We start from the raw sequence: 15,602 nt of genomic DNA, 5'->3' as shown, positions 1-15,602 counted from the left end.
TGGAGAGTCTTTTGAAATATCGTGACTTACGCGACTTTATAACGCAACTGGAAGCCAATGGCGAACTCAAGCGCATCAAGGCTGCTGTTTCCACCAAACTCGAAATGACGGAAATCAGCGACCGGGTTTTACGCGACCAAGGGCCAGCCTTGCTGTTCGAAAACGCAACGCACAACAATGCACCTGCCAAAATGCCGGTGCTGGCCAACTTGTTCGGCACACCCCGTCGGGTAGCCTTGGGCATGGGTGCTGAAGACGTCGGCGCACTGCGGGATATTGGCGAACTGCTGGCATCGCTACGCGAGCCCGAGGCCCCTAAAGGACTGCGAGACGCCTTGGCTAAGGTATCGATGCTCAAGTCGGCGCTTTGGGACATGAGCCCCAAAAATGTCAAAGGCGCTCCGTGCCACGACATTGTTCTGGAAGGCAAAGACGTCAACCTGAACGACATCCCCCTGCAGCACTGCTGGCCAGGCGACGTTGCCCCATTGTTAACCTGGGGGCTGGTCATTACCCGGGGCCCTAACGCCAAGCGGCAAAACCTGGGTATATACCGCCAACAGCTCGTCGGACGCAACAAGCTCATTATGCGGTGGCTATCGCACCGGGGCGGTGCCCTCGATTTCCGTGATCACGCCCTGGCCAACCCAGGCAAACCGTTTCCGATTGCCGTAGCGCTGGGCACAGACCCCGCCACCATCCTGGGGGCCGTGACGCCGGTACCTGACAGCCTGTCAGAGTATCAATTTGCGGGTCTGTTGCGCGGGTCGCGCACCGAGCTGACCAAAGCCATTGGCAGTGATCTGTCGGTACCGGCTTACGCCGAAATTGTGCTCGAAGGTCACATCTTGCCGGCCGACCACCCTGATGCCATGCCGTTGTCTGTTCCAGACGGCGTCACCCCACCCAAAGGCGCCGCCTACGAAATGGCACTCGAGGGGCCTTACGGCGACCACACCGGCTACTACAACGAACAAGACTGGTTTCCGGTATTTACCGTCGAGCGCATCACCATGCGGCGCAACCCGACTTACCACAGCACCTACACCGGCAAACCCCCAGACGAGCCAGCTGTATTGGGCGTCGCCCTGAACGAAGTGTTCGTACCGCTCCTCAAACGCCAACTTCCCGAGATTGTCGATTTTTATTTGCCGCCTGAAGGCTGCAGTTATCGTCTGGCGGTGGTGTCGATACGTAAACAGTACCCTGGCCACGCCAAACGGGTCATGTTTGGCCTGTGGAGCGTGTTACGTCAGTTCATGTACACCAAATTCATTGTGGTGGTCGATGAGGACATCGACACCCGCAATTGGCAAGAGGTAGTGTGGGCCATGACCACGCGTATGGACCCGGTACGTGACACGGTCCTGGTCGAAAACACACCGATTGATTACCTGGACTTTGCCTCGCCCGTATCGGGCTTGGGCGGCAAAATGGGCCTGGACGCCACCAACAAATGGCCTGGTGAAACCCAGCGCGAATGGGGCGTACCTATTGCCATGGATGACGATGTAAAAAAACGGGTCGACGCCATGTGGGGGCAGTTGGGTCTGTAATTAGTCAGCGCCCGACGTTTTGTTGCGCCGGGCCATGCGCAAGGCTTGCCAACCCAGCAAGCCGCCCAACAGCGCCCGGAATAGCCGCTTGCCAGCTTTGCCACGCCCGCGGCCCGACAACAGACCTGTAACGCTAGACACCAGAAACGGATAACGCGTCAACAGCCCCACTCCCTGCATCAGCAGGTTACTGGCCCCGCCCTCACCCAGGCCGCGCGGCAAAACACCGCGCACCAAATTGCCCGGCGACAGATCGTTGACCAAGCCCGCCGAATACTTGCGTAAATTTTGACGCTCGATAGCGGCACGCGCACGCAAGAGCTCGATACGTAATTCACGGGCCTCGGCGCGAGACATACGCTTGCTCATAGCCCCCCCTGCAAACGGTCGGAGGTGTCGCTGTCAGTCGAAGTACGGGCGGGTTCACGCACCCGAACCAGCAAATCGGCATCGCGGCGAAGTTCGTCGAGGGTGGCGGAGAAAGGCGGCGGACCATTAACCAGCGCATGACGTACCGCCCACAAAAGACCGCCCCCGGCGATAGCGTAAAGCAGCGCCAGCACACCCAGGGCCATGTAGCGGTATTCGGTAGGCCAAAAATACAGCGCTACGAGCAACGTAAAAACAAATAAGGCCAGCGTAAGACACACCAGCGCGCCGAACGCCATGGCCAGCATGCTGACCAGACGGGCGCGCTGTTCGGCCGCCTCGAGGGAAAAAAGTTCGAGGCGGGTGCGAACTGCCGAAAGAAACGTTACGGACAGATCGCTGACGGACTGACGTAATGCCATAAGGCGCGACGTCCGGCTTAGCGGCGGCTGATGAGCATGCCGATCAGCAAGCCAGTCAGGCCGGCAATACCAATAGCCTGCCAGGGGTTGTCGTGAACGTATTCGTCGGTAACGCGGGCAGCACGGCGGCCGCGTTCGAGCATGGCATCTTGAGTGTCGTAAAGGGCTTCGCGGGTGCGACGCAACGAGAGCATGGCACGCTCACGCAATTCGGTGGCCTTGTCACCGGTTGCCTGCGCAGCTTCGCGCAGCAATTTTTCAGCGTCGTCGAGACTGTCTTTGACGCTGTCGATGAACTCTTCTTCTTGCGCTTTCAAATCATTCTTAGCCATGAAACTCTCCTTGGAAAGGTTGTGTATCAGTCTTCATACTAACGCAATCGGGCCGCAAAAAATTGACAATTGTTAAAGGCCGGCAAAAAAGCTTAATTGTCATACCCGTGTTTTGGCGTCAGTCTTCTTTCTGGCGAGTGCCAAAAATGCGGTCACCGGCGTCGCCCAAGCCCGGAATAATATAGCCATCTTCGTTAAGATGACTATCGATGGACGCGGTGTAAATATGCACGTCGGGGTGGGAGGTTTCGACGGCCTTGATGCCTTCGGGGGCCGCCACCAGCACCAGAGCACGGATATTGACCGCACCCGCCTTTTTAAGCATATCGATGGTGGCCACCATCGAACCGCCCGTGGCCAGCATGGGGTCGACAATCAGTGCCAGGCGCTGCTCAAGAGAGCCGGCCAGACGCTCAAGGTAAGTTTGCGCCTGAAGGGTTTCCTCGTTGCGGGCAATGCCCACAGCGCTGACCTTCGCACCCGGCACCAGCGTTAACACGCCATCGAGCATACCGATGCCCGCGCGCAAAATAGGGACCACGGTCACTTTTTTTCCGGCAAGTTTCTCGACTTCGATTTCGCCGCACCACCCCTGAACCTGGTTAGGCTCCAGGGGCAGATCTTTGGTCGCCTCGTAGGTAAGCAGCGCCGCAATTTCTTGCGACATTTCACGGAAATTTTTAGTGCTTAAATCGGCACGACGCATCAAGCCCAGTTTGTGACGAATCAGGGGGTGGCGAATTTCATGGATGGGCATAACAGCTTCCTGCAATAAATATCGGTAATCGTTTTGTGAAAGTTTAATGCGTTTACCAGCGACCGTTGGCAACCACCCCAGCCCATCACTAATATCGAAGGGCAAATCGATCGGACGATGCCCTGATCACCGTTCGCTGAGCCAACTGATTAACGCATCGTCGAACGGCCGGATAGCCGTAGCGCGCTCGCCATTGGCCATGCTGATTATTAAGTATCGCTTACCGCTGGCCCCCAGAACATAACCCGCCACCGCTCGCACGTCGCGCAAAGTGCCGGTTTTCAGATGGGCACGCCCCCGGGCTTCGTCGGACCGCAAACGGCGTCGCACCGTACCGTCAACACCGACAATAGCCAGCGACGACATGAACTCCGGCATCATGGGCGAATTCCAGGCAGCCGTCAGCATTTGCGCCAGACCATTGGCCGTCAGCCGGGCCTCGCGCGACAGGCCCGCGCCGTTGTCGATCAGCCAGCCGCGCGTATCGACACCCTGTTCGCGCAAGACGGCCTCAGCGGCCTGGGCCCCGCGTTGGGGTGTCGCCCCGTTGCCCAACTGTTCGGCTCCGAGAGTCAGTAGCAGCGTCCGCGCCATCACATTATTGCTGTACTTGTTCACATGCCGGATAGTGTCCGACAAGGTTTCGGAGTCATGCCATGCCACCAATGCCGCGCGGGATGGCGTAACGCCATCTCGAAACCCTTTACCCAAAGTGCCGCCAAGCTCGGACCACAATGACCGGAATAAGGTTTCGAAGTGCGCTGGCTGCGTGAGCGCAACGCGGTACACACTGAACTCGCCACACGAGCCGGCTGCAGCGCCCGAGACCTGGATTGTGGCCCCGTTACCGGCAGGCACGACAACCGCCCCCACGCGAGGTGAGCCCGGACACACTTGATCTGTCCATGCGACCTCTCCCACAACCCGGATGTCGCGAGAAGGCGGATCGATTACCGTCACCCATTTCCGAGCGACCGGATCGGGCTGGAACGACAAACGGACCGCGCCCAGCCCCACCATCAACGCATCTGGACTGGCGTTGTAAGGGCGATCGGGTGCATTGTCGAAGGCGCCGGTATCGATGGCAACACGGCCAAACAGGGATCGATCAACAACGACTTCCGACAAGTTTTTAATGCCGCGCAGCCGAAGCTCGCGCAACAGTGACCAAAGCTCTTGGACAGTTAAGAAAGGATCACCGCCCGCTTTGAGATATAGCGGCCCTTTGAGGGTACCTTGGGCGTCGGGCCGGCCGTCGCCATCAGCAAAAAACGCCGTGCGCCAGCGATATTCGGGCCCCAATCCTGAAAGCGCTGTCCAGGTCGTGACCATTTTCATGACCGACGCAGGGTTGCGAGCCTGATCAGCATTAATAGATACCAACCGCGGACCATTGAGTTCCTGCACCACAATGGACACTTCGGCTTCGGCAAGCCGCGTTGCACGCCACGCCTGCTGGAGCTCGGGCGGCAGCCCCTGCCCGAAGGCCGCGCCAGCCATAAGCGCCAAGGCCAGCGCCCCTGCCCATGAAGACACCGATCGAAAACCACGCCATTTGGCTGAACTCGCCATGACTACCCCTGAAACCATGCCTGATACCCCACCGTCATAAAACCGAGCCGGTTTTACCCTTATGCGAACCGACGGAACTAACCGCCCAGTTGGCCCAACTGCAATTTTGACACAAGCGCTTAAAATAGTGGGTTACCCTTGCCCCGGCACACACCCCACCCCGTGGTTTGCCCCGGTATTAAAAACAACGCTTTTCTTTGCGCCATTACGTGACACACGACCTTGACCTGGCGGCGTTCGATTACGAGCTCCCCCCCGAACTGATTGCCCAAAAGCCGGCGGCCGAACGCACCGCTAGCCGCTTGCTGCACCTCGACAAAGCCAGCCAGCTGCACGACCGGCAATTTACCGACCTGCCCGACTTGCTGCGCCCCAATGACCTGCTGGTATTCAACAATACCAAAGTCATCAAGGCCCGGCTGCGCGGCCACAAAGAAAGCGGCGGCAAGGTCGAACTGCTGATTGAACGCATCACAGACATCAACCGGGGACTGGCTCACATCAAAGCCAGCAAGTCGCCAAAGCCGGGCACCCGGCTGCGCATCGCCGACGCGTTCACCATGACAGTAACGGGTCGCCAAGGCGAGCTTTTCGAAGTCGAGTTTCCCGAAGACGCACTAACGCTGCTTGAGCATTACGGCGCGACACCGCTCCCCCCCTATATCGAGCACGCAGCAGACAACGAAGACGACGAGCGCTATCAAACGGTGTACGCCCAGCAACCTGGCGCCGTCGCGGCACCAACCGCCGGGCTGCACTTCGACCAACCCATGCTCGACCAGCTGGCCAGCGCCGGTATCGGGCAGTGCTACGTCACACTTCATGTCGGCGCGGGTACGTTCCAGCCCGTACGGGTAGACAAAATCAGCGAACACGTCATGCACTACGAACGCTTCAGTGTCGACGCAGACGTCATTGCACGCATACGCCAGGCACGAGCCAAGGGGGGACGCGTCATTGCGGTAGGCACTACCAGTGTCCGCGCGCTCGAGTCCGCCGCTGCACTGCTGGCGTCAGACCGCCACAACAACAGCCTGACCGGCGACACCAATCTTTTCATCACGCCGGGCTACACCTTTCAACTGGTCGACGCCCTGATCACCAACTTCCATCTGCCGCGCTCGACGCTCATGATGCTGGTGTCGGCACTGGCGGGTATCGAACCTATCCGTCAGGCGTATGCGCACGCCGTCACCCAGCGTTACCGTTTCTTCAGCTACGGCGATGCCATGCTCATCGAAAGCCCACACTCATGACCGGCCTAAATTTCAAACTGCTCCACACCGACGGCCAGGCACGCCGCGGCCAAATCACGCTTAACCACGGGGTTGTTCAGACCCCAATTTTCATGCCCGTGGGCACCTATGGCAGCGTTAAAGCCATGCTGCCGCACGAGCTCGACGACATCGGCGCGCAGATTGTGCTGGGCAACACCTTTCATTTGTGGTTGCGCCCGGGCACCGAAATCATGGAAAAGCACGGTGGCCTGCATGGATTCATGCAATGGCCCAAGCCCATCCTGACCGATTCGGGTGGGTTTCAGGTATTCAGCCTGAACGGCTTGCGCAAAATTACCGAAGAAGGGGTGAAGTTCGCCTCGCCCATTGATGGCGCGCGCCTATTCCTTACCCCCGAAGAGTCCATGCGCATCCAGCGCTCGCTCAACTCCGACATAGCCATGGTGTTTGACGAGTGCACCCCCTACACCATTGACGGACGCCCCGCCACGGCAGAAGAAGCTGCGCGGTCGATGCGCATGTCTTTACGGTGGGCCAAACGCTCACGCGATGCGTTCAATCAGCTCGAAAACCCCAATGCGCTGTTCGGCATTGTGCAAGGCGGCATGTTCGAGTCGTTACGCGACGAGTCTTTAGCCGGGCTGGTCGACATCGGTTTTCATGGTTATGCCATTGGTGGCTTGTCTGTCGGCGAACCCAAAGAAGACATGATGCGCATTCTGGCGCACGTCGCCCCGCGGCTGCCCGAAAACGCGCCGCGCTACCTGATGGGCGTAGGCACACCCGAAGACCTGGTCGAAGGCGTGAGCCAGGGCGTTGACATGTTCGATTGCGTCATGCCCACCCGTAACGCTCGCAACGGCTGGCTGTTCACACGCTACGGCGACATTAAGATCCGTAATGCCCGCTATCGGGACGACACCCGCCCGCTCGACCCCAGCTGCGACTGCCACACCTGCACACACTTTTCACGCGCCTACCTGCACCACCTGCAAAAAGCAAATGAAATCACCGGTTCCCGCTTGAACACCTTGCACAATCTGCACTTTTACTTAAAGATAATGGCCGAAATGCGAGCAGCCATAGAAGCCGGTACATTTGCCCAATGGAAAGCGAAATTTCACGAAGATCGTGCCCGGGGCATCAGCTAGCCAGATATCGCTACAATAGAAAATTAACTTTATTCCCAGGAGTCATTGAATGTCCGCCACAGACACACTTGTACAGATCATCGCCCAGGCCCCCGCCGAAGGTAACGCCCTGATGGGTATGCTGCCCATCATCCTGATGTTCGTGATCCTGTACTTCCTGATGATTCGCCCCCAAATGAAGCGTCAGAAAGAGCACCGCAACCTGGTGGCCAATCTGGCCAAAGGCGACGAGGTCATCACGTCCGGCGGCCTGCTGGGTAAAGTCACCAAAGTCACCGACAGCTATATCACCATCGAAGTCTCCTCGTTGGCCGAGAAGCCCGTCGAAGTACTGTTGCAGCGAGCCTCCGTCACTTCGGTGCTGCCCAAGGGCACCATCAAATCGCTTTAAGCGCATTGCGCCTATCGTCGCCCCGGCCATTCTTTAATGCGCCGGGGCTCGTTCATGTCTTAATCACCGACTCACCATGAATCGCTATCCTCTCTGGAAGTACCTGATCGTCCTGGCCGCCGTCATCATCGGGTTTATCTACACGCTGCCCAATTTTTTCGGTGAATCTCCGGCCGTCCAGATTGCAGGTGCGAAAACATCGGTGAAAGTCGATATGGGTACGCTTCAGCGGGCCCAAGACGTCTTGCGCGCCGAGGGCATCAACGCCACGGGCGCCTATTTCGAACAAAATGGCCCGGTGGGGGCCGTTCGTATCCGCTTCGATTCGACCGACACCCAGCTCAAGGCACGCGACGTCCTGGAAAAAGCCTTTAACCCCAACCCAGCCGACCCCAGCTACACCGTCGCCCTTAACTTGCTGTCTGCATCGCCCGATTGGCTGACTGCCCTGGGCGCCAACCCTATGTACCTGGGCCTCGACCTGCGCGGTGGCGTGCACTTCTTGTTGCAAGTCGACATGCAAGGCGCCCTGACCGGCCGCTACGATGCCCTGTCAAACGACGTACGTACAATTTTGCGCGAAAATCGCGTCGAAAACTCCGGCATAGAGCGCGAAGGCCTGTCGGTTGTTGCACGTTTTGCCAACGCCCAGGCGCGCGACAGCGCCCTGACGACCTTGCGCAGCCGTCTGCCAGAAATGGCCTTCACGGCTTCTACTGCCGGTAGCACCGAAGTGCTGACCGGCCGCCTGACCGAAACCGCTATTACCGAAGTTCAGAACAACGCCCTAAAGCAAAACATCACCACGCTACATAACCGTATTAACGAACTGGGTGTGGCCGAACCGGTCATTCAGCAACAAGGCGCCGATCGTATCGTTGTTCAGTTGCCCGGCGTTCAAGATGTTGCCAAGGCCAAAGAAATCCTGGGTCGCACAGCAACACTCGAAATCCGTATGGTTGAAGACTCGCAGTCGGCCCAAAACGCACTTGCTGCGGGTACTGTACCGTTCGGGCTAGAACGCTTCGAAGACACCAACGGGCGCCCTCTGCTGCTGCGCCGCCAGGTTATTCTTACCGGCGAAAATCTTCAAGACGCCCAGCCTGGCCGAGACCAGCAAACGCAACAGCCTTCAGTCAACCTGACGCTCGACGCCAAGGGCGCGCGTATTTTCCGCGATGTCACCCGCGACAACATCAATAAACGCATGGCCATTCTGCTGTTCGAGAAAGGCAAAGGCCAGGTCGTCACCGCCCCCGTCATTCGCAGCGAAATCCCCGGGGGTCAGGTACAAATTACCGGCAGCATGAATGCCCAGGAAGCGGCCGACATAGCCCTGCTGCTGCGCGCCGGCTCGCTGGCAGCGCCCATGAACATCATCGAAGAACGCACCATTGGCCCTAGCCTCGGTGCCGAAAACATCAAGATGGGCTTTTACTCGACCCTGTACGGGTTTATTGCCCTGGCCCTGTTCATCATGGTCTATTACCACCTGTTCGGCATTTTCTCTACGCTAGGCCTGACCTTCAACGTATTGCTCTTGCTGGCAGCGCTGTCGATGCTGCAAGCTACGCTAACCCTACCCGGTATTGCGGCTATTGCCCTTACGCTAGGCATGGCTATCGACTCCAACGTACTTATCAACGAACGTATCCGCGAAGAGCTTCGGGCCGGGCTACCGCCGCAACAGGCCATTCATCAAGGTTTCGAACGCGCCTGGGCAACAATTCTCGACTCCAACCTGACCACCCTTATCGTGGGTCTGGCCCTGCTGGCCTTCGGCTCGGGTCCGGTACGCGGGTTCGCCGTCGTTCACTGCATCGGTATTCTGACGTCAATGTTCTCTTCGGTGGTGGGCGTACGTGCGCTGGCCAACCTGTGGTACGGGCGCAAACGCAAGCTGCAAAGCATTTCCATCGGCCAAATCTGGAAGCCGAAACAAGACTAAGCGCCCCCAGCAACTTAAGTATCAGGCAACGACACCATGGAATTTTTCCGCATTCACCGTACCATCCCGTTCATGCGCCACGCGTTGGTGCTGAACGCCATCAGTTTGATCACATTCTTGCTGGCCGTGTTCTTTATCGCCACGCGTGGCTTTCATCTGTCCATCGAATTTACCGGCGGCACAGTCATGGAAACACACTACCAGCAGGCCGCCCAGCTTGACCAGATCCGCGGTAGCCTGAACGACCTAGGCTACACCGACTACCAAGTCCAGAACTTCGGTACGTCGCAAGACGTCCTGATACGCTTGCCCCTGCGCGAAGGCGAGAACACCGCCCAACAAAGCGAACGCGTCTTCGAGGCACTTAAGGTTCAAAGCCCCGACGTCGAATTGCGTCGCGTCGAGTTCGTGGGGCCGCAAATCGGCCAGGAACTGGTCAACAATGGTCTTATGGCGCTGCTGTGCGTGGTTATCGGCATCATGATTTACCTGGCCATGCGGTTCGAATGGAAGTTCGCATTGGCGGGCGTTGTCGCCAACTTGCACGACGTCGTTATTATTCTCGGGGTCTTCGCCTTCTTCCAATGGGAATTCTCACTGGCTGTTCTGGCTGGTGTCCTTGCCGTACTGGGTTACTCGGTCAACGAATCAGTCGTCATCATGGACCGCATCCGCGAAAACTTCCGCAAACAACGCAAGGCCAGCGTCAGCGAAGTCATCGACGGCGCCATCACCCAGACGATTTCCCGAACCGTCATCACCCACGGTTCGACGCAAATCATGGTGATTTCCATGCTGATTTTTGGTGGCCCCACCCTTCACTATTTTGCGATGGCGCTTACCATTGGCATCTGGTTCGGTATTTATTCGTCGGTTTTTGTGGCAGCCGCTATTGCCATGTGGCTGGGCGTCAAGCGCGAAGACCTGGTCAAGCCTGTCAAAAAAGACGACCCTGCAGCAGAAATCGAAGAAGGCTAATTCTTATGGTCGTGTGCCGCTCAGTTTAATGTGCGGCCACACACGCTTACGCATGTTCTGACGCCGCGCGTACCACTACACAAAAAAATGCCCCGGTTAACAAAAACCGGGGCATTTTTTTTATTGGCGTTTCAGGCCAAGCTTACTTAGACGTAGCGTGCACTACGTAGGCCGTAACGGCTTCCATGTCAGCGGCGTTAAGCGTTGCTGCAAACGACGGCATGGTGCCCAGGCCCTCTTTAAGCGCCTTCATAACGCGAGCCGCGTCAGGTTTGAGCTCGTCGAGGTTAGGACCAATGGCGCCACTGGCACCGGCATCGGCCAATGTATGACAAACCGCACAGGCCGGTACAGCCTTGCTCATGAAGAGTTCTTTACCACGAGCCAACTGCGCATCGTCGGCCATGGCAGGCGCGCCTGCCATGGATAACGCAGCAGCGGCAACTAATGCTGCAAATTTCATTGTGTTTCCTTATTAAACGACCTTGATGGCGACCATATGGTCACGCCAGCTGTTGTTGTTGTAGCCACGATTGTTCTCAACACGGTCGGCTGGTTGCGTTTCGCCCTTGGCGTTGGTGGTGCGGCTGGCAATATTGTAGCTGCCGGGTTTTAAGTCTGCTGTCAGGGCAAACTGCCGCCAAGCATACTTACCCAGGTCGGGGCCGACAAACCGTGCCTCTTGCCAGTCTTTACCGCCGTTAACCGAAACCTCGATTTTGGTGGCTGCATCGATACCACCCATGGCCAAACCCGTAATGACAACTTTACCGGCCTTAATGGGCTTAGCAGGGTCGGAAGGCAATGTAACCCAGGACTTGGGCGGCATTTCCCAGACGGCGGGAAACTGTGGGCCGCCTTTGACGCCAATATCGGTCATGCGATAGCTGTTTTGCTGAATGCTGGCAGGGGACTGCTCTTTGGTAAAAGCCAGTTGCTTCAGGTACTTGACGTTATTTACGCCGGTGTAGCCGGGCACAATCAACCGCAATGGGCCGCCATGCGCCAAAGGCAGCGGCTCGCCGTTGATTTCCCAGGCCAGGATGGCGTCTTTCATGGCGTCTAGCGGCACCGAGCGTTCTACTTGCACCGTCTTGGGGTCGAGCCCGGCGGGGATCTCTTCACCGCCTGTACCCGTCATGTAGACCATGCCATCGGTTACACCACCCAAGGCCTCGACAACGGCGGCCACAGGTACACCCGTAAAGATAACGCAACCAGCAGCCCCAACCTGCCACTGCGTGCCGCTGGGCTTGTGTTGGAAGTACGCGCGACCATTACCCGAACACTGCAACACCATGGGCAACGCCTGAAGCCCCAGCGTTTTAAGCTGGGCCACGGTTAATTTAGCCGGCTTACCCACGCCGTTAACCTCAAGTGTCCAGCCGTCGGGGTCGGCCATGATGGACTCGGGCGGCGGACTGACGTTATTACGAATGAACAGACGGTCGAGCGGGGTAACCACACTGCTACCAAACGCATCGCGGCGCGTTTCAATAGTGTTGGCGCTATGTACGATCAGGCTATCGGCGTTTTTCCATTTGGCGTAGTCGGGCAGCGGCTTAGCCGCCGACACTGGGCCGGGATTCGATTGCGAGGCCGGTTCGGTAGAGTCAGCGCGGGCCACACCGCCTACCCCCACCCAAGCAGCCGCAGCACCTGCTGCGGCCATAACGCGACGACGCGGCACATTGATTTGTTCAGACATGACAACCTCCTTGTGTAAATCGGGAAAACCTTCACACCAGCTCAATATATCTTGGTGTTATTAGCTTATTTCCATGATGGATCCGGAACATTATAGGCACAATGGGTGACATCAACGACCCTGCGAAACCAATGACAGGGCCGCTGACATAGGTTTGGTCAACCAAATCGCCTGAAAAAATCCGGTACACGTTAAAATAAAGGGTTTTCCACTATTAATGCCCCCGGGATAAACACCCGTCACGGCTAAAATCATGCAAGAAACTCCCCTCAAGCGCATTAACCCGCCCAAAGCCGACGGCGCCACTGGCCCGCGCAAGCTGTTCATCAAAACCTTCGGTTGCCAGATGAACGAATACGATTCCGACAAAATGGCCGACGTTCTGCGCGGCGATCGCGGTCTGGAGATTACCCAAAACCCCGAAGAAGCCGACGTCATTCTGTTCAACACCTGTTCGGTGCGCGAAAAGGCACAAGAAAAAGTTTTTTCAGACCTGGGCCGCGTACAGCATCTGAAACAGCAAAACCCCAACTTGGTCATCGGTGTAGGCGGCTGTGTCGCCAGTCAAGAAGGCGAAGCTATCGTGCATCGCGCGCCCTATGTCGATGTTGTGTTCGGGCCGCAAACCCTGCACCGCCTGCCACAGCTCATCGAACAACGTCGCCGTACCGGGCGCTCACAGGTAGACATCAGCTTTCCCGAAATCGAAAAATTCGATGCCCTGCCGCCCGCCCGCATCGAGGGCCCGACGGCATTTGTGTCCATCATGGAAGGCTGCAGCAAATACTGCACTTTCTGCGTCGTGCCCTATACCCGCGGCGAAGAAATCTCCCGTCCGTTCGATGATGTGCTGACCGAAGTCGCCGACCTGGCCGACCAGGGCGTTAAAGAAATTACGCTGCTGGGGCAGAACGTCAATGCGTACCGAGGCCCTATGGGCGACACAAGCGACATCGCCGATTTCGCCATGCTGCTTGAATACATCCACGATATTCCCGGGATCGAGCGCATCCGCTACACGACCTCGCACCCCAAAGAGATGACCACCCGCCTTATCGAGGCGCACGGCAAGCTGCCCAAGCTGGTGCCCTTTTTGCACCTGCCCGTTCAGGCAGGCAGCGATCGCGTCCTGGCCGCCATGAAGCGGGGCTACACGGGTCTCGAATTCAAGTCTATTGTGCGTCGCCTGAAGGCTGCACGTCCGGGCATGACGCTCTCGTCCGACTTCATTGTGGGCTTCCCCGGTGAAACCGAAGAAGACTTCGAGCAAACCCTGAAACTCATCCGCGACGTGGGCTTCGACCAATCGTTTTCGTTCATCTATTCGCGTCGCCCAGGCACGCCTGCCGCCGACCTCGAAGACAACACCACAAAAGAACAAAAACTTGAGCGCTTGTACCGTTTGCAGGCGCTGATCAACGAACATGCCGCCGCTATCAGTGTCGACATGGTGGGCACAGTACAGCGCGTCCTTGCCGAACGGCCTTCGCGTCGCGACCCGAACGAACTGATGGGCCGCACCGAGAACAACCGGATCATCAACTTCCCCGCATCGGCGGCGCTTATTGGCCAGATGGTCGACGTCAAAGTCACACAAACCAACACCAATACGCTTAAAGGCGAACTGCACTCATGACACAAACCCGACGCGGCAAGGCCGTAACATTGCGCCTCGACGGCGACAATATGCACCTCGCCAATCTGTGCGGCCCGCTCGACGACAACTTGCGTCAAATTGCCGAGGGCTGGAATGTCTCCTTGAGCCGTCGCGGCAGTCAAATCACCGTCGAAGGCGAGCAAGCCAAGACTGCAGCCAAAGCCGTTCAATGGTTTCATGATCGGGCCGTGCATAAAGCCTTGACCATTGATGATATCCAATTGGGTCTGGTCGAACTGGGCGCAGGCCGAACACAATTGCCTGCCGAACCCGAGCCGCCCGAGCCGTTACCCGAGATCCCGCCTGTCGACGACCTGAGCTCGGACCTGGTCTTGCGTACCCGGCGCACCGACCTACGGCCGCGCACGCCCCGCCAGCGTGAATACCTCAACAACATTCTCAAGCACGACATCACCTTTGGTGTCGGCCCCGCAGGTACGGGCAAAACCTGGCTGGCCGTGGCTTGTGCCATCGACGCGCTCGAACGAGAATCAGTACAACGCCTGGTGCTCACCCGCCCCGCGGTCGAGGCGGGCGAACGATTGGGCTTTTTGCCAGGCGATCTGGCCCAGAAAGTTGATCCTTACCTGCGGCCCCTTTACGACGCCCTTTACGACCTGATGGGTTTCGAAAAAGTCCAACGCCTGTTCGAAAAGCAAACCATCGAAATCGCCCCGCTAGCCTATATGCGCGGCCGCACGCTGAACCATGCGTTTGTCATTCTCGACGAAGCCCAGAACACAACGCCAGAACAAATGAAAATGTTCCTGACGCGTATCGGCTTTGGCAGCAAGGCCGTCATCAATGGCGACCCGTCTCAAATCGATTTACCTAAAGGGCACCCCAGCGGCCTGACACATGCGCTCGATGTACTGACATCGGTGCAGGGCATTGCCACCACACGCTTCACCAGCCGCGACGTTGTGCGTCACCCGCTGGTCGCTCGCATCGTCGACGCCTACGAAAAAGCCAATGACAAGCCATCCACACCCTGATTTCAGCCTGTCGGTACAGTACGGCACCAACGCACCCGAATTACCCCGCTGGCGTTTGCGCAACTGGGTTAGAAGCGCGCTCAACAATATCTACCAGTGGGTCGAGCCCGACGCCGAGCGCGTCGAGCTCAGTCTGCGGATTGTCGACGCAGACGAAGGGCGCGAGCTCAATCACCAGTTTCGCGACAAGGCCTATGCCACCAACGTACTGACATTCGAGTACGGCATTGACCCCGAGGGCACGCTGCGCGCAGACATTGTGTTGTGCCACCCCGTGCTGCTCGACGAGGCCCGGCAACATGGCAAGCCCGTACTACATCATGCCGCGCACCTGACCATTCACGGCGTGCTGCACGCCCTGGGTTACGACCACCTCGACGACGCACAAGCCCACGAAATGGAATCCCTCGAAACCCGGCTGCTGGCGCGCCTGAACATCCCGGACCCGTATAACACCTAAGACGCACGCCGCCTGAAATCGTCACAAATTTCCGTTATGCTAGGGGCTTGATCAACTCGTCTTCCTGA

16 protein-coding genes are annotated in these 15,602 nt (G+C 57.9%); 9 read left to right on the top strand and 7 right to left on the bottom strand.

The annotated features are described in order from the left end of the window. Positions 1 to 11: 11 nt before the first annotated feature. The gene (locus CHR62_RS06850; protein WP_093969301.1) at positions 12 to 1,556 is read left to right on the top strand and encodes a UbiD family decarboxylase; all 1,545 of its coding nucleotides are present in this window, start codon (positions 12 to 14) and stop codon (positions 1,554 to 1,556) included. On the opposite strand, the gene CHR62_RS06845 is transcribed toward CHR62_RS06850, so the two are convergent. The 5 genes from CHR62_RS06845 to dacB all read right to left on the bottom strand — a co-directional run bounded on the left by CHR62_RS06845 (position 1,557) and on the right by dacB (position 5,008). Next, the gene (locus CHR62_RS06845) at positions 1,557 to 1,925 is read right to left on the bottom strand and encodes a hypothetical protein (protein WP_123660445.1); all 369 of its coding nucleotides are present in this window, start codon (positions 1,923 to 1,925) and stop codon (positions 1,557 to 1,559) included. It abuts the gene before it with no gap. Next, a complete protein-coding gene (locus tag CHR62_RS06840) occupies positions 1,922 to 2,347 on the bottom strand; it encodes a phage holin family protein (protein ID WP_093969303.1) in 426 nt (141 codons plus the stop codon). The genes CHR62_RS06845 and CHR62_RS06840 overlap by 4 nt, the downstream gene beginning before the upstream one ends. A 17-nt stretch (positions 2,348 to 2,364) precedes the next feature. After that, complete coding sequence (locus CHR62_RS06835) at positions 2,365 to 2,679, bottom strand: YqjD family protein (RefSeq protein ID WP_093969304.1); 315 nt, start codon at positions 2,677 to 2,679, stop codon at positions 2,365 to 2,367. Positions 2,680 to 2,797: 118 nt separating this feature from the next. Further along, complete coding sequence (upp, locus tag CHR62_RS06830) at positions 2,798 to 3,436, bottom strand: uracil phosphoribosyltransferase (RefSeq protein ID WP_093969305.1); 639 nt, start codon at positions 3,434 to 3,436, stop codon at positions 2,798 to 2,800. A gap of 126 nt (positions 3,437 to 3,562) precedes the next feature. Next, on the bottom strand, positions 3,563 to 5,008 hold the full coding sequence (dacB, locus tag CHR62_RS06825) for a D-alanyl-D-alanine carboxypeptidase/D-alanyl-D-alanine-endopeptidase (protein ID WP_093969306.1): 1,446 nt from the start codon (positions 5,006 to 5,008) through the stop codon (positions 3,563 to 3,565). Positions 5,009 to 5,217: 209 nt separating this feature from the next. On the opposite strand from dacB, the gene queA reads away from it, so the two are divergent. The 5 genes from queA to secF all read left to right on the top strand — a co-directional run bounded on the left by queA (position 5,218) and on the right by secF (position 10,714). Then, positions 5,218 to 6,264 carry a tRNA preQ1(34) S-adenosylmethionine ribosyltransferase-isomerase QueA gene (queA, locus tag CHR62_RS06820; protein ID WP_093969307.1) on the top strand — a complete coding sequence of 349 codons (1,047 nt, stop codon included), beginning with the start codon at positions 5,218 to 5,220 and terminating at the stop codon, positions 6,262 to 6,264. Then, on the top strand, positions 6,261 to 7,397 hold the full coding sequence (gene tgt, locus CHR62_RS06815) for a tRNA guanosine(34) transglycosylase Tgt (RefSeq protein WP_093969308.1): 1,137 nt from the start codon (positions 6,261 to 6,263) through the stop codon (positions 7,395 to 7,397). The genes queA and tgt overlap by 4 nt, the downstream gene beginning before the upstream one ends. A 49-nt stretch (positions 7,398 to 7,446) precedes the next feature. After that, on the top strand, positions 7,447 to 7,788 hold the full coding sequence (yajC, locus tag CHR62_RS06810) for a preprotein translocase subunit YajC (RefSeq protein ID WP_093969309.1): 342 nt from the start codon (positions 7,447 to 7,449) through the stop codon (positions 7,786 to 7,788). A 76-nt stretch (positions 7,789 to 7,864) separates the two neighbouring features. Beyond that, on the top strand, positions 7,865 to 9,736 hold the full coding sequence (secD, locus tag CHR62_RS06805) for a protein translocase subunit SecD (protein ID WP_093969310.1): 1,872 nt from the start codon (positions 7,865 to 7,867) through the stop codon (positions 9,734 to 9,736). Positions 9,737 to 9,772: 36 nt separating this feature from the next. Next, on the top strand, positions 9,773 to 10,714 hold the full coding sequence (gene secF / locus CHR62_RS06800) for a protein translocase subunit SecF (RefSeq protein WP_123660444.1): 942 nt from the start codon (positions 9,773 to 9,775) through the stop codon (positions 10,712 to 10,714). A 142-nt stretch (positions 10,715 to 10,856) separates the two neighbouring features. Here secF and CHR62_RS06795 read toward each other — a convergent pair whose 3' ends face one another. Next, the gene (locus CHR62_RS06795; RefSeq protein WP_093969312.1) at positions 10,857 to 11,177 is read right to left on the bottom strand and encodes a cytochrome c; all 321 of its coding nucleotides are present in this window, start codon (positions 11,175 to 11,177) and stop codon (positions 10,857 to 10,859) included. 12 nt (positions 11,178 to 11,189) lie between these two features. After that, a complete protein-coding gene (locus CHR62_RS06790; RefSeq protein ID WP_093969313.1) occupies positions 11,190 to 12,422 on the bottom strand; it encodes a sulfite oxidase in 1,233 nt (410 codons plus the stop codon). Positions 12,423 to 12,675: 253 nt separating this feature from the next. Here CHR62_RS06790 and miaB point away from each other — a divergent pair, with 253 nt between their 5' ends. Genes miaB through ybeY form a run of 3 tightly spaced genes read left to right on the top strand, consistent with a single transcriptional unit; the run spans position 12,676 to position 15,534 of the window. Continuing rightward, positions 12,676 to 14,058: a tRNA (N6-isopentenyl adenosine(37)-C2)-methylthiotransferase MiaB gene (miaB, locus tag CHR62_RS06785; protein WP_123660443.1), complete on the top strand. Its 1,383-nt coding sequence runs from the start codon at positions 12,676 to 12,678 to the stop codon at positions 14,056 to 14,058. Next, positions 14,055 to 15,074, top strand: coding sequence for a PhoH family protein (locus CHR62_RS06780; protein ID WP_123660442.1), 1,020 nt, complete (start codon positions 14,055 to 14,057; stop codon positions 15,072 to 15,074). Before miaB ends, CHR62_RS06780 begins: the two co-directional genes overlap by 4 nt. Continuing rightward, positions 15,052 to 15,534 carry an rRNA maturation RNase YbeY gene (gene ybeY / locus CHR62_RS06775; RefSeq protein WP_093969316.1) on the top strand — a complete coding sequence of 161 codons (483 nt, stop codon included), beginning with the start codon at positions 15,052 to 15,054 and terminating at the stop codon, positions 15,532 to 15,534. The genes CHR62_RS06780 and ybeY overlap by 23 nt, the downstream gene beginning before the upstream one ends. Positions 15,535 to 15,602 lie beyond the last annotated feature (68 nt).

This window comes from Pusillimonas sp. NJUB218, assembly GCF_003788685.1.
GTDB lineage: Bacteria > Pseudomonadota > Gammaproteobacteria > Burkholderiales > Burkholderiaceae_B > Neopusillimonas.
This window is presented reverse-complemented; position numbering and strand designations above follow the sequence as displayed.